We start from the raw sequence: 13969 nt of genomic DNA, 5'->3' as shown, positions 1-13969 counted from the left end.
ATTCCCGCAACCCGGACCGAACCTCAACACGGTTTATTCGGTCGAAACCGCTTCCCGCTCGTTCTTCAACGCCGCATCCAGCGTATGCCAGGCCAGCGTCGCGCATTTGACCCGCGCCGGATATTCCCGGACGCCGGCCAATACCGCCAGCTTGCCGATCGCTTCCAGATTGATGTCTTCGGTCTTGCCGGTGGTCATTTCGTGGAATTGCTTGAACAAGGCTTCAGCCTCGTCTTCGGTCAAACCCTTGATGATTTCGGTCATCAAAGACACCGACGCGGTGGAAATCGCGCAACCGGAGCCTTGAAAGCTGGCGTCCTGAATCACACGATCGTCACCGATTTTCAAAAACAGCGTCAACTTGTCGCCGCACAAAGGGTTAAAACCATCCACCCGCCGATTGGCCTCTTCCATGATGCGGAAGTTGCGCGGATTACGGTTGTGGTCGAATATGACCTCTTGGTATAGGTCGCGTAAGTCTTCAAACATTAGCCAAACACCTCTATTAAGGATTTGATGCCTTGCATCAATACGTCGATTTCTTGGCGGGTATTGTACATGGCGAACGAGGCGCGCGCCGTGGCCGGCACGCCGTAAAAGTCCATCACCGGCATCGCGCAATGATGACCCGCGCGTATCGCAATGCCCAAACTGTCCAGCATGGTGCCGATGTCGTGAGGATGAATCCGATCCAGCGTAAACGATAAGATGCCGCCCTTGTGGGCCGCCTGACCGATGATGTTTAAACCCTTGATTTGTTGCGCCTGTTCGGTGGCATAAGCCAGCAGCTCGGCTTCGTAAGCCGCGATATTGGCAACGCCGACCGCCGCGACGTAATCAATGGCCGCCCCCAAACCAATGACTTCGGCGATGGCCGGCGTGCCGGCCTCGAACTTATGCGGCAGGCCGGCATAGGTGGTTTTTTCGAAGGTGACGGTGCGTATCATGTCGCCGCCGCCTTGATACGGCGGCATCGCTTCCAGCAAGGCTTGCTTGCCGTACAGCACGCCGGCGCCGGACGGGCCATAAAGCTTATGGCCGGAGAATACGTAAAAATCGCAGTCCAACGCTTGCACATCGACCGCCATGTGCGGAATCGCCTGCGCGCCGTCGAGCAATACCGGAATGTTTCTGGCGTGGGCGGCGGCGATGATGTTTTCGACCGGATTGATCGTGCCCAGCGCATTGGACATTTGAGTAATCGCCACCAGCTTGGTCTTGGCGTTCAGCAACTTTTCGAATTCGTCGAACAGCAATTCGCCGGCTTGGTCCATCGGCGCGACTTTCAACACCGCGCCGATCTGCTCGCACAGCATCTGCCAAGGCACGATATTGGCGTGATGTTCCATCGCGCTGATGACGATCTCGTCGCCGGCTTTCAATTGCGACTTGCCGTAACTTTGCGCCACCAGATTGATCGCCTCGGTCGCGCCGCGCACGAAGATAATCTCCTTGTCGCTGTTGGCGTTGATGAAGGCCCTGACTTTCTCCCTAGCACCTTCAAACTTGTCCGTGGCTTTGACACTTAAGGTGTGCACGCCGCGATGGATGTTGGCGTATTCGCGACTATAAGTATGAACGATGGCATCGATCACCGCTTGCGGTTTTTGGCAACTGGCGGCGTTGTCCAGATAAACCAAGGGCTTGTTGCGAATTTTCTCGCCGAGGATAGGAAAATCGGCGCGGACTTGTTCTACTGGAAATATGCTCATCGCTAACTGTTTGGTTTAATTGATTTCGTTATTACTACACACTAGAATCGAGCCGATCGATTCGCTAAATGGGATAAAACTATGGTCGCCGTTTTTCCGCAAAAACACCTCACCGACATCGCCGAATGGCATCGCATGGGCGAAGCCGGCATTTTTCCGCCCGAAAGCCGACTGGAACTGATTGAAGGAGAAATTCTCACCATGTCACCGATAGGATTTAACCATGCAGGACATGTTGATCGTTTAAATCGCATTTTTGCCCACTTATGGAACCAGGGTGTTACAGTTCGCGTACAAGGCCCAGTCCAACTCGGAGACTTGTCCGAACCGGAACCCGATCTGGTTCTGGTTAAACCCGATACCGACGACTACACCACCCGCCATCCCAACGCCGCCGACGTGCTCTTGCTGATCGAAGTCTCCGACAGCACTTTGCGCTTCGACCGCACCCAAAAACTGCGCCTGTATGCCACCCACGGTATTAGCGAATACTGGATCGTCAATCTGATCGACCAGTGCCTGGAAGTGTATCGGCAACCGCAAGACGGCGACTATCTGAATCAATCCGTGCTGACAACCGCCGATAGCATCGACTTGGTGGCGTTACCGGCGCTTCGGGTATCGGTCGCGGCTATTTTACAAACTGATCGCCGGAAACCGCTGTAACAATTCTTTCAGCAACAAACCTTTCAACTCGGCATTTTCGACCTTATCGACCATCTCGTTGGCAAACGCAAAGGTCAAAATATTCCGCGCGGTCGCTTCATCGACACCGCGCGATTGCAAATAGAACACCGACTTTTCTTCCAACTGGCCGACCGTCACGCCGTGCGAACACTTGACGTCGTCGTTGTAAATCTCCAATTGCGGTTTGGTATCCACCTCTGCATCCGCGGATAACAGCAGATTGCGATTATTCATCTCCGAATCGGTGTGTTGCGCGCCCTCGGCGACAATCACCCGGCCCTGAAACACGCCGCGCGCCCGGTTATCCAGCACGCCTTTGTAATATTCGCGGCTGATACCGTGCGGCTGCAAGTGGTTGATGCGGGTATGGTTGTCCAGATGCTGGCGGCCGCTGGCGACGAACAAGCCGTTCAAAGTGCAGTCCGAGGCTTTGTCCAAATCGCTGTGAATGTCGCTCCGCGCCAACAGGCTACCGAGCGCAAAGTTGTGGTGAACAAAGCGGCTGTCCGGCGCTTGCTTGACGTAGGTGCCGCCAAAATGCCGGGCTTTTTCGGCTTCCAGTTGCACCTTGTACAGCGTCAAACCGGCGTTGCGGCCCAGCAGACACTCGTTGACTGAGGCAGTGAAATAACTGTCTACGCTGCCGACATAGGTTTCGATAAAAACGGCGTCCGCCTGGTCGTGAACGATGAACAGGTTGCGCGTCGCCGCCAGCGCATTGGCTTCGGTCACCACGTGCAGAATCTGCAGCGGTTTGTCGAGCGCCTGCTTAGCCGCGACTTCAATCACGACACCATCGCCGAACCAGGCGTTATTGAACGCCACCAAGCTGTGCTCGGCCGTCGTCACCGCCTGACCCAATCTCCCTTCCAACACCGCTGGGGTTTCGGTCAACAAATCCTTGAGACTGGACACGGTCACCGCGCCGGCATCGGCGTCGATGCGCGACAGGTCCGCCGCGAAGCGGCCGTTAACCAAGACCACGCTGATAGCGTCATCCAGCCGATATTGATTCAACCATGCGACGTCGATCACTTGGCCGGTTGTCGGCGCGAACACGGTTTTGCTCAACGCCGACAGGTCGGTATAGCGCCATTCTTCCTCGCGGTGACCGGGAAAACCGCGTTCGCCGAACGCTTGCAAAGCTTCGCCGCGAAGCGTTTGCAACCACGGTAGCTCCCGACCGGGCAAACTATCGGCCAAGGCCGGATAGGCCGTCAAATACGGATCGTGGGTTGTTTTGCTCATCATGCCGCCTGCCCTTCCAGCCAGCTATAGCCTTTTTCTTCCAATTCCAGCGCCAGCTCCGGTCCTCCGGATTTAACGATCTTGCCGTCTGCCAATACATGCACCACGTCAGGTTTAACGTAATCGAGCAAGCGTTGGTAGTGCGTAATCATCAGGAAGGAGCGCTCGGCGTTGCGCAAGGAATTGACGCCTTCGGAGACAATACGCAATGCGTCGATATCCAAACCGGAATCGGTTTCGTCGAGGATGCACAAATTCGGCTCCAGGATCGCCGCCTGCAGAATTTCGTTACGTTTCTTCTCGCCGCCTGAAAAGCCTTCGTTGACCGCGCGATACAAGAACTTCTCGTCCATCTGCAGCAATTTGACCTTACCTTTCACCAAAGTCAGAAAGTCCATCGCATCGACCTCCGGCAAGCCGCGATGCCTGCGCATCGCGTTCAGCGCGGCCTTGAGCAGATAAATATTGCTGACACCGGGAATCTCAACCGGATATTGGAAGGCCAGAAACACCCCTTCGCGGGCACGAATTTCCGGGGCCATGTCCAGTAAATCCTTGCCGTTATAGGTCACGCTGCCGGCGATAACTTCATAACCCGGCTTGCCGGACAGCACGTGCGACAAGGTACTCTTGCCGGCGCCGTTGGGGCCCATGACGGCATGGACTTCACCTGGGTTTATATCCAGGGTCAAGCCTTTTAAAATAGGTTTGTCGTTGATGGTTACGTGGAGATTTTTGATGCTGAGCATACGTTTAGTCACCTAAGTTTTTAAAGTGTAGGCTGGGTAGAACGGAGTGAAACCCAGCATTAAATCTTTGTTTTTGTGTCGCTATCGCGACGGTGTTTTAACGTCGGTTTCACGAAACACATCCATGTGTTTCGCCCTGCGGGTGCTCCGCATGCAAATCGGCTATCCTGCCGATTTGTCGGACCGACAACCGAGATACTTTTCTTTGCTTATCCAAAGAAAAGTGTCCAAAAGAAACGACACCCGGATGCCGCTTGTTCCCTGCGCTCCTCAGGTTTGAGCGGGGTTTTCCGAAGGGACTTCCCAGCCCTTACGTAAAACGCGATGCATCCCTGCATCGCCCCTACTGGCTGTTCCGCTCAAAAGCTCCGGTGTTCTGCGCGGCATACGGGACCAAAGCCATCAGCCTCCAAAGCTCGTATCACGTAGGATGTGCTGAACGCAGTGAAGCGCATCGATCGCGAACGATGCGCCTCCTAACGTCGGCAGCATCCTACAACTTCATCCACATCCAACATCAAAAGCTATCTAACCACTTTCTTACCTCGTTCCCACGCGCTGCGTGGGAACGCCGGGCTTGACCGAGCTGCGGCACAGCCACACCGTAACACGGTGCATCTGGATTCCCACGCAACGCGTGGGAAACAGTCCCAAATAATCTAACCACTTTCAATCAGCGACGGGTTTACTCCCGTTATTCCGCCCCGAGCATCGCAGGATTAAGGCGGAATTCCGGGTGGCCTTTTCTTTGGATACTTACTTTTGGCCAAACAAAAGAAAGTATCTCGGCTGTCGGGCCGAGCCCCGACTTCAAAACACCCCGTCGCGATAGCGACACCTTAAAATCAAAAGCCCCTCACCCTAGCCCTCTCCCTGAGGGAGAGGGAACAAAAAACCTTTTAACCAACAGCTCCTTCAAGGCTAATCCCCAACAAAGCCTGCGCCTCAACCGCAAACTCCATCGGCAATTCCTTGAACACTTCCTTACAAAACCCATTCACAATCATCGATACCGCATCTTCGGCGGACAAACCGCGCTGCTGACAGAAGAACAACTGATCTTCGCTGATTTTGGATGTCGTAGCTTCATGCTCGACCTGCGCGGTCGGCTGCTTTACCTCCACGTAAGGAAAGGTATGGGCGCCGCAGCGGTCGCCGACCAGCAACGAGTCGCACTGAGTATGATTGCGGGCGTTTTCGGCGGATTTGGCGACTTTCACCAAGCCGCGATAGGTGTTCTGCGCCCGACCGGCGGAAATCCCTTTCGACACAATGGTACTTCTAGTGTTTTTGCCGATATGGATCATCTTGGTGCCGGTGTCGGCTTGCTGCAGGTTGTTAGTCAAGGCCACCGAATAAAACTCGCCGACCGAATCGTCGCCCAACAACACGCAGCTCGGGTATTTCCAGGTGATCGCCGAGCCGGTTTCGACTTGGGTCCAGGACACTTTGGAATTGCGGCCACGACATTCGGCACGCTTAGTCACGAAATTATAGATGCCGCCCTTGCCGTCTTTGTCGCCCGGATACCAGTTTTGCACGGTGGAATATTTGATTTGTGCATTGTCCAGCGCGACCAATTCGACAACCGCCGCGTGCAGCTGATTTTCGTCGCGCATCGGTGCGGTGCAGCCTTCCAAATACGACACATGCGAGCCTTCGTCGGCGATGATCAAGGTTCTTTCGAATTGGCCGGTGTTGGCGGCATTGATCCGGAAATAGGTCGATAACTCCATCGGACAACGCACGCCTTTGGGAATGTAAACGAAAGACCCGTCGGTGAATACCGCTGAATTCAACGCGGCGAAAAAGTTGTCGCCAACCGGCACCACGGTACCGAGGTATTGCTTAACCAAGTCCGGATGTTCTTGCAACGCTTCGGAAATCGGGCAGAAAATCACGCCGGCGTCTTTCAACTTGCCTTTAAACGTGGTTGCAACCGATACGCTGTCAAACACGGCATCGACTGCGATGCCGGCCAGACGTTCTTGTTCGTCTAGCGGTATGCCGAGCTTTTTATAGGTATCCAACAATTCCGGGTCAACTTCGTCCAGAGACTTCGGTCCGGCCTTTTTGGATTTTGGCGCCGAGTAATAGCTGATGGCTTGATAATCGATAGGATCGATCTTGAGCTGAGCCCAATCCGGCGCCGGCATGGTTTGCCAGTGGCGAAAGGCTTTCAAACGGTATTCCAGCATGAATTCCGGTTCGTTCTTCACCTTGGACAGCCTGCGGATCACGTCTTCGTCGAGACCGGGCGGAAAGGTGTCGACCTCCAATTCAGTGACGAAGCCTTGCTTGTATTCCTGACTGATCAGTTGTTCGATTTCTTGGGCGGTTGCGGACATGGGCACTCTCGCTGAATTAACGGAATAAACGACTCACGGGTATCGTGACTTCTTCGGGCGGTTTGAACGGAACGATCATGTCGGCTAACGAAACCGACTCCAACGCTTGAGCGATCCGGTCGTTCAGCAGGTGCCACCTGCCTTGAATCCGACAACCGCTGGCTTGATCGCAACCTTTGTGAGAAACGGTACATTCGGTCAAGGCGATCGGCCCCTCCAAGGCACTGATGACGGTAGCCACCGAAATCCGTTCCGGCTCCCTGGCCAACGAATAGCCGCCTTTCGCACCTCGAACGGAAGCAAGTACGCCGGCCTTGGTTAATATCTTCAAGATTTTACTGACCGTGGGCAGCGCAATCCCCGTGATCCTAGACAGCTCTAAGGCCACATGTACGCGGGATTGGTCCCGCGCGATCACGCTAAGTATCACGGTTGCGTAGTCGGTCAACTTACTAAGCTTCAACATTCAAACCTCACAATTGAGACCATTCTAGTCCAATTTATTTACCTAGTAAAGTGCTAGGTTATTCACTTACCCCCGCTCCCCTCAACTTCGGCTAAAATGTGGCAGCGATCCGCGATCCAAGGAGAACCTGTTGGACTAGATAAGGGAAAAGCCCGGTCTCATGCGCTTGACTGGCTCATCAAGCCGATAACCAAACAATGTGAGCGACCTCTCCCCACCAACGCGCGACCAAGCAGAATGATCCGAGAACAGCCGAGAAATGATTTTATAGACCGACTTAAAGACGTTAGGCTTATATCGCAAGCCACTAGAATGGAAAATCAAAAAAGACCCGACGATTTTTTTCTCCAACATATAAGTTTAATTTAAAGCTCGGGAATACCCACCAAACTGTTACTACGATCTATCGAATAGATTCGATAGCATACGAACCGTTAGTTGATTATCAGCAACTTCCACACCTGCAATCAATAAAAAGCACACCCCAAAATGACTCAACCAAAAGATCAAATCCGAAAAAACAGCATTTGGGTGGTAATTGGGAAATTTGCCGAACAAACCAGTCAGTTCTTATTCGGTGTAATACTCGCTAGATTATTAACCCCGGAAGATTTTGGCCTGGTAGTTGCCATCCAAATCTTCACGGGACTGGCGGGATTCATATCAGGCGCAGGCATGGGCGGCGCCCTAATCCAAGCAAAGCAAGTGCATGCCGCCCATTTTCAAGTTGTATTTACAGTCCAATTGTTGATCTGCTGCGTCATCTATGCGTTATTCTACTATTCTGCTCCGTACTTGGCCGATTACATGCGCAATCCTATCTATACGGATCTAATTCGCGTATCCGCCTTGAGCTTCCTAACCAGACCATTCCTTAATGTACCTAGATCGAAATTAATTAGGGACATGAAGTTTAATATAATAACCACAAATGCAATAATAAGCGGACTAGCAACCGGTATTGCCAGCATAACTTTTGCTCATTACAATCACGGCGTATGGAGCCTAATATGGGGCGGGCTGGTCGGCGCTATAACCATAATTCCCCTTACAATTTATTTTGCAAGACTCCCGTTGCGCATTAAATACGATTACCAAATAGCCAAAAATCTCGGCATAATGGGGGCGAAGTTTACCGCAAACGATATTTTAGTTTATCTACGCAATCAAGCTCCAAATTTTATAATTGGAAAAACATTGGGCCCATATAGCGTAGGACTTTTTAACAAAGGCGAAAGCCTAAGCGCCTACCCATTTTCATTTATTGCCGCATCAGCATACGATACAGTTTTCAGAGCATTATCCTCCTATCAAGACAACCTGGATAAAAGTAAATATATCTTCCTAAGGACCATAACTTTAGTCACAACTTACACCTTCCCATTTTATGTAGGCCTACTCTGGACATCGGAAGAATTTATAATAACCATTTTCGGCGAAAAATGGTTGCCGGCCGCCGCTCCACTCCAAATAATTTCAATATCTAGAATGTTCGCATGCATAGGAAACCCATCTGGAGCCGTTCTTGCAGCCCAAAATACACTCGGCGCTGAAATAATACTTCAATTTGTCAGTCTGCTTACAATCAGCGCAGGCTGTTGGTACGGAACAAAACAAGGCGATTTAACCATAATATCTTTAGCATTGTTACCTGGCATTGTTTTTATACACCTTACCGCTACATTAGTAGCTATGAATAAAATTCGAGTTTCATTACACAACCTACTGACAGCATTGAAACCCGCAATAATTTTAAATAGCTTATTATTTATCGAACTAGCCGTAACTGCATGGGCCCTGGATCGATACCAACCCAATTTGGAGATAAAATTACGGCTATTTTGTTTAGTAACATCCGGTAGCGCCTTTTACACTTTTTTGTTCCTAGCGCTACCTATCCAGTCGCTAAAATCGGAAGCGGAGAAATGGAAAGGGCTTTTGCGAATTAAAAAATATAAAACAGCATAAGAACTAAAATTTAATATCCACCATTATGATAAAAAACCATAAAATCAATTCAGCAGAAGTACCAGTCGATTATTTTTGATCGCCTCGATCAAAAAAAACAATTAAATTGCGATACAAACCATACGGCAGTAAAGCGGGCAACATGTACTTTAAATCGGCAATACAAAAATAACCGGAAAATAACAACTTCCTAAACAAAGTTTGCGCGGTTATCAAATCTCGATCCCAAAAATTTTTATATGCTTGCCGCAACAATCTCCCCTTAGTAACATCAGCCACTCGTTCTTTCCCAATCTTATTAACAACATCCGGATGAGCACGCAAAAACTTCTGCTGAACATGCCAGTGATTTAGTGCGATTTTTAACCGATTCTTAGTAATCTGATCACCGTCATGGTGAAAATAATAGGCCAATACTTTCTCAACCCGATGAATAAGCCCCGGTATTGCTATGCGCAGCCACAAATCATAATCCATACACGACGTCAAGGATTCATCAAACCCACCAACTTGGTCAATAACAGCCTTACGAATCAAAGCAGCGTGAATTGGCCAAGGACAAGCAGCCAAAATCTCAAGAATCTTTTCCTTGCGTTCAAAATCATCCGGAATATAAGGTCGACAAAACTTGTCCTGCAACCCCAGATTTTGCCAACCACAGTAAACCAGCACGACATCGGGATTCGACACTAACTCCGTTACCATCACACTTAAGAACTCCGCATCCCAACCATCATCAGCATCCAAAAAAGCCACAAATTCACCGCGCGCCAACTTTAATCCCACATTCCTCGCGGCACCAGCCCCTTGGTTAGCTTGCGTCACAACCGATATCGCTGGATAGTAGCCGGATAAACGGTTTAAAATTGCCAAACTTTCGTCGCGAGAACCATCGTCAACCACAATAAGCTCAAAACAAGAATAGGTTTGCTCGAATAAACGTGTAATTGTATTTTCAATATACTTTGCCGCATTGAAGCACGGCATAATTATTGATACAAGTGGATTATCAGACATAACACCTCAAAATCATTAAAATCCTATACATCCAAAAATAAAATTTCATAAGAGCCAATATAAAAACATGAAGCATTCAATTAATTTTAGCAGACTTTTTAGAAGCATCGGCTCACGATAACTCAGCAGAGTTTCGGCATATTTCACAAGCATTCACATATTAATCACTAAAAATATGTTAAATATCGAAAACCAATAAAAATATTAATCAATATGAGCCGATATCCTAGCCCCATCGTATTAATGTATCACGGAACACCGAAAGAGACACCTATCTCCCGGTATTCCTTACAGGCTCGCCTGTTTAAAAAGCACATACAATACTTTAAAAAAAACGGCTGGCATACTGCGTTATTTAGAGATTTACTCGATATAAAATCGCTTCCAGAAAAGACAGTCATCCTAACATTTGACGACGGCTATCTCGATAATTACTTAGGAGCATATTTACCTTTGTTAGAAAACCAAATGAAGGCGACTTGGTTTATAGCGACAAAACACATCTCCAACAGCGCAAACTGGCTACCTTTCCGATCGCCTCAAAACGACTTGCTGTCGCACGTACAAATTCTGGATATGCATCGCAACCAAATGGAAATCGGCTCTCACACCTGCAGCCATAGAGAACTACCAAGCCTCCACCTAAACGCGCAAATCGACGAACTTATTCACTCGAAGAAACTGTTAGAAACTTTGACAAATAGCTCGGTCACCAGCCTAGCCTACCCTTTCGGCCGTTATAACACTGATTCGCTGATCGCCGCGAGGGAGGCGGGATACAACTTGGCGTGTACTACTCAGCCAGGATGGCTACATTTAGAGCCAAATCCGCTGTTAATTCGGAGAATTACCATTTTTTCCGGCGACGATGACAAGATTTTAGCGCGAAAACTGTCTTTTGCCGATAATGATGTCTCTTGGCCGAAAGTGATGCGTTATTATTCCGACAGAGTCCTAGATCGACTCGGATTAGTAAAGTCCGAGTGATTTTCCTTCTGTATTTCTGCAAACGAACCAGCGTCAGCTGGCATCGGCAACCAATTAACAACCCATTGATTTTAAAGCCCATCGCGTCCAGATAGGCGGTCAACTACCAGATCATCTTTTAGTTTCATGGCGATAAAAATATTTTTTGTCTACACTCTCTACCGGAGTTGCTAAAGACCCTAAAGATATCCGTTACGAGCTTCCTTAAATCATTTTCGCTATGTCGAACAAATGGATCCAAAACTAAAACTAACTTATGCCATGTGCAGCTACAATCGGGCCGATCGGCTTCGAAAATTAGTGGATGCTATTCGGGAGCAAGAATGCCCTATCCCTTACGAAATTTTAGTCGTTAACAACAACAGTACCGACCACACCGAACTCGAACTAGCCGAATTGTCGACAAACCCAGGAGCTACGCTTCGATGGGTTACCGAAACCGAACAAGGCATCGTCGCGGCCCGCAACCGCTGTTTAATTGAAGCGATGACTTCTGACATAATGGTATTTATCGACGATGATGAAATTCCATTACCCGGACTGCTATACGCTGCTACCGACGCCATCTGCAACGAAGGTGCTCAAGTTGCCGGAGGGAAAGTGGTGGTCGACTTCACTGGTCAACGACGGCCAAAATGGCTCGGAGACGAATTACTTGGCTTTCTCGCCGCCACTGATTACGGTGAAGCGCCGTTTTGGGTGACAAGTAAGGACACACCGTTATGGACTGCGAATATCGCATACGACATGAAAATATTCCGCGAAAATCCAGATCTACGGTTCGACAAGCGTTACGACAGGCAGGGAAAAGCAATCGGTGGCGGTGAAGATGTTATGATGTTCGGCCTCCTTCTGAATTCCGCTATGAAAATCCGCTACCGCCCAGATATGACGGTTCTACATTCCGTCGAACCTTGGCGGTTGAAGCCTAGCTACTTCCTAAAATTACATTTTAGCTCCGGCTTTAGAAGCGCCTATAATTGCGGAATTAAATATAAACGCAATTTTTTTGGAGTTCCTCTATTTCTATTTAGTCAGGCATTAAAATTATTTTTTTTGTGGCTAACTTTGGCATTAAAGAACCAAAAACTTGAATTAAGGAAATGCATGAATTTCACACATGCACTTGGGCAAATATGCGGTTACTTTAGTCGATGGAAAGAAAACCCAGACTATAGGATCTAATCAACACACAGGCCTCACGTGCGCGACATCGTTGTACTTATCTTTCTTTCAGGCTGCATTGTAGCCGCTATCAAACGGCCTTGGTGGGGCGTTTTGTCACTGGCGATTTTCAGTTACATGAATCCTCATGCCTATGCTTGGGGCTTCGTACGCACCTTACCGGTTTACATGATTTTATTTTTGGTTGTCGTAATCAGTACATTTACCACCAAAGATAAGCAACCGATACCCAAAGACTGGAGAGTCACCGTCTTCTTCTTATTATGGGTGTATTTCATGTTTACGACGACTCAGTCGCCGCTTCAAGATATTGCTTGGTCCCGCTTCTGGTTTGTCACAAAAATATATATACCGTTTTACTTTACACTGACTCTAATCAACACAAGAACTAAATTGTACTACCTGATATCGACTATTGGTATTTCTATCGGCATTGTAGCCGTCAAAGGAGGAATATTCGCGATAGCCAAAGGGTTTTCTCATCGAGTTTACGGTCCACCAGGTACTCAATTCGAAGACAACAATCAATTCGCGATAGCAATGCTAATGGTTATTCCATTATTATTAATCTTTCGACGCGAACTCAAAAATGAATTATTGAAGAGAGTTACTTTATTTTCGGTACCGGTTATTTACGCGGCCGCTTTATCCTCTTGGTCTCGCGGCGCGTTATTGACAATGATTGCATTGACGTTCATCTTGATTTCAAACTCAGGACGGAAATATTTAACGATTCCACTGGTTTTCGTCGGGGTATTTTTCGTTAAGGATTATTTACCGGATGAATGGTTCGGACGCATGCATACCATGGAAAGCTATGAAGAAGATCAATCGGCTATGGGCCGCATCGTTGCCTGGACCGACGGCTGGAATTATGCGGTAAGTCATCCGTTTACCGGTTGCGGTTTTGAAGGGTGGAAGTTCGTGACCTTACGCGATTGGCACAGTTCTTACGTGGAAATCCTAGCCGAGCACGGTTTTGTGGCGTTTGGCTTGTGGTTCTCGCTGTTGGCTGGCTCGTTAGTCAACCTAACGCTGCTCATGCGAAAAACCAAAGGCATCCCGGAACTGGAATGGGTCGGATATTACTGTCTGATGCTTAGGGCATCTCTGATCTGCTATATGATCGGAACTTTATTTTTAGGCTTGTCGTATTGGGATTTACTTTATCATTTAGTTTTCATTGCCGTGCTAATCAAAAAATTCGCTCTGGAGGAGCTGGCGCAAATATCCGCGACCAATTCGGGGCTTAAGAAACATAAACGAATCCCCGCTTACTAAATTTAACTCGGCCGTAGCGCATTTTAATGGAAACTGTCGCCCAGCTCCTCTACTCCGCTTGCCTTTCCTCGTTATTTGGCATGGTCGCTTTAATCAGCCAAACCTGGCACAACTATTCGCGAACCGGCCCTGGAATTCCGGAGGAAGTTGAACGGAAATTTCGCTGGCACATGGTTTATGCCGGTCTTCGCTTAGCCCTTTGGTGTTACGTGATATTTCTATTGACGGCGTTGCCGGGTCCTATATTCTGGCAAAGTTGCGCTCTACTATTGAATATCGAATTCAAAACCTCGACAGCATTTTTTTTCGGCTTATGCTCGA

The 13969-nt window shown here is 48.9% G+C and carries 12 protein-coding genes; 5 read left to right on the top strand and 7 right to left on the bottom strand.

Annotation, left to right across the window (positions count from 1 at the left end; all coding sequences use genetic code 11):
- Nucleotides 1-33: 33 nt before the first annotated feature.
- Both sufU and A1355_RS16530 read right to left on the bottom strand, forming a co-directional pair.
- Nucleotides 34-489 (bottom strand): Fe-S cluster assembly sulfur transfer protein SufU, encoded by a 456-nt coding sequence (gene sufU / locus A1355_RS16535; protein WP_064030162.1) that lies wholly within the window; start codon nt 487-489, stop codon nt 34-36.
- Entirely contained in the window at nt 489-1712 is a 1224-nt protein-coding gene (locus tag A1355_RS16530; RefSeq protein WP_064030160.1) for a cysteine desulfurase, read from the bottom strand. Before A1355_RS16530 ends, sufU begins: the two co-directional genes overlap by 1 nt.
- A gap of 81 nt (nt 1713-1793) precedes the next feature.
- Here A1355_RS16530 and A1355_RS16525 point away from each other — a divergent pair, with 81 nt between their 5' ends.
- Nucleotides 1794-2378: a Uma2 family endonuclease gene (locus A1355_RS16525; protein WP_064030158.1), complete on the top strand. Its 585-nt coding sequence runs from the start codon at nt 1794-1796 to the stop codon at nt 2376-2378.
- Here A1355_RS16525 and sufD read toward each other — a convergent pair.
- The 4 genes from sufD to A1355_RS16505 all read right to left on the bottom strand — a co-directional run bounded on the left by sufD (nt 2349) and on the right by A1355_RS16505 (nt 7210).
- Complete coding sequence (gene sufD, locus A1355_RS16520; protein ID WP_064030156.1) at nt 2349-3647, bottom strand: Fe-S cluster assembly protein SufD; 1299 nt, start codon at nt 3645-3647, stop codon at nt 2349-2351. The two genes, A1355_RS16525 and sufD, sit on opposite strands and share 30 nt — an antisense overlap.
- Nucleotides 3647-4396, bottom strand: coding sequence for a Fe-S cluster assembly ATPase SufC (gene sufC / locus A1355_RS16515; RefSeq protein ID WP_064030154.1), 750 nt, complete (start codon nt 4394-4396; stop codon nt 3647-3649). The genes sufD and sufC overlap by 1 nt, the downstream gene beginning before the upstream one ends.
- Before the next feature lie 899 nt (nt 4397-5295).
- Nucleotides 5296-6744 (bottom strand): Fe-S cluster assembly protein SufB, encoded by a 1449-nt coding sequence (gene sufB / locus A1355_RS16510; RefSeq protein WP_064030152.1) that lies wholly within the window; start codon nt 6742-6744, stop codon nt 5296-5298.
- Nucleotides 6745-6760: 16 nt separating this feature from the next.
- Nucleotides 6761-7210, bottom strand: a complete 450-nt coding sequence (locus tag A1355_RS16505; protein WP_064030150.1) for an SUF system Fe-S cluster assembly regulator — start codon at nt 7208-7210, stop codon at nt 6761-6763.
- A gap of 489 nt (nt 7211-7699) precedes the next feature.
- Between A1355_RS16505 and A1355_RS16500 the strand changes: the two genes are divergently transcribed.
- Nucleotides 7700-9178, top strand: coding sequence for a lipopolysaccharide biosynthesis protein (locus A1355_RS16500; RefSeq protein WP_064030148.1), 1479 nt, complete (start codon nt 7700-7702; stop codon nt 9176-9178).
- Between the two features lie 69 nt (nt 9179-9247).
- On the opposite strand, the gene A1355_RS16495 is transcribed toward A1355_RS16500, so the two are convergent.
- Nucleotides 9248-10195, bottom strand: coding sequence for a glycosyltransferase family 2 protein (locus A1355_RS16495; RefSeq protein ID WP_064030144.1), 948 nt, complete (start codon nt 10193-10195; stop codon nt 9248-9250).
- Nucleotides 10196-10438: 243 nt separating this feature from the next.
- Here A1355_RS16495 and A1355_RS16490 point away from each other — a divergent pair, with 243 nt between their 5' ends.
- The 3 genes from A1355_RS16490 (at nt 10439) to A1355_RS16480 (ending at nt 13648) form a co-directional block, all read left to right on the top strand.
- The gene (locus A1355_RS16490) at nt 10439-11182 is read left to right on the top strand and encodes a polysaccharide deacetylase family protein (RefSeq protein WP_231883701.1); all 744 of its coding nucleotides are present in this window, start codon (nt 10439-10441) and stop codon (nt 11180-11182) included.
- 231 nt (nt 11183-11413) lie between these two features.
- A complete protein-coding gene (locus tag A1355_RS16485) occupies nt 11414-12367 on the top strand; it encodes a glycosyltransferase (protein ID WP_064030138.1) in 954 nt (317 codons plus the stop codon).
- A gap of 18 nt (nt 12368-12385) precedes the next feature.
- Nucleotides 12386-13648 carry a putative O-glycosylation ligase, exosortase A system-associated gene (locus A1355_RS16480; RefSeq protein ID WP_064030136.1) on the top strand — a complete coding sequence of 421 codons (1263 nt, stop codon included), beginning with the start codon at nt 12386-12388 and terminating at the stop codon, nt 13646-13648.
- Nucleotides 13649-13969: the final 321 nt, after the last annotated feature.

The sequence above is a fragment of the Methylomonas koyamae genome (assembly GCF_001644025.1).
Lineage (GTDB): Bacteria > Pseudomonadota > Gammaproteobacteria > Methylococcales > Methylomonadaceae > Methylomonas > Methylomonas koyamae_A.
Note: the sequence above shows the minus strand (reverse complement) of the source record. Positions and strands in the feature narration are given on the sequence as shown.

What these genes read in the sequence shown, in the direction of transcription:
- A1355_RS16500 (WP_064030148.1), top strand. Translation starts at nt 7,700, where the DNA reads ATGACTCAACCAAAAGATCAAATCCGAAAAAACAGCATTTGGGTGGTA.
- A1355_RS16530 (WP_064030160.1), bottom strand. Translation starts at nt 1,712, where the DNA reads ATGAGCATATTTCCAGTAGAACAAGTCCGCGCCGATTTTCCTATCCTC.
- sufU (WP_064030162.1), bottom strand. Translation starts at nt 489, where the DNA reads ATGTTTGAAGACTTACGCGACCTATACCAAGAGGTCATATTCGACCAC.
- A1355_RS16495 (WP_064030144.1), bottom strand. Translation starts at nt 10,195, where the DNA reads ATGTCTGATAATCCACTTGTATCAATAATTATGCCGTGCTTCAATGCG.
- A1355_RS16485 (WP_064030138.1), top strand. Translation starts at nt 11,414, where the DNA reads ATGGATCCAAAACTAAAACTAACTTATGCCATGTGCAGCTACAATCGG.
- sufD (WP_064030156.1), bottom strand. Translation starts at nt 3,647, where the DNA reads ATGAGCAAAACAACCCACGATCCGTATTTGACGGCCTATCCGGCCTTG.
- A1355_RS16490 (WP_231883701.1), top strand. Translation starts at nt 10,439, where the DNA reads ATGTATCACGGAACACCGAAAGAGACACCTATCTCCCGGTATTCCTTA.
- sufC (WP_064030154.1), bottom strand. Translation starts at nt 4,396, where the DNA reads ATGCTCAGCATCAAAAATCTCCACGTAACCATCAACGACAAACCTATT.
- A1355_RS16525 (WP_064030158.1), top strand. Translation starts at nt 1,794, where the DNA reads ATGGTCGCCGTTTTTCCGCAAAAACACCTCACCGACATCGCCGAATGG.
- A1355_RS16505 (WP_064030150.1), bottom strand. Translation starts at nt 7,210, where the DNA reads ATGTTGAAGCTTAGTAAGTTGACCGACTACGCAACCGTGATACTTAGC.
- sufB (WP_064030152.1), bottom strand. Translation starts at nt 6,744, where the DNA reads ATGTCCGCAACCGCCCAAGAAATCGAACAACTGATCAGTCAGGAATAC.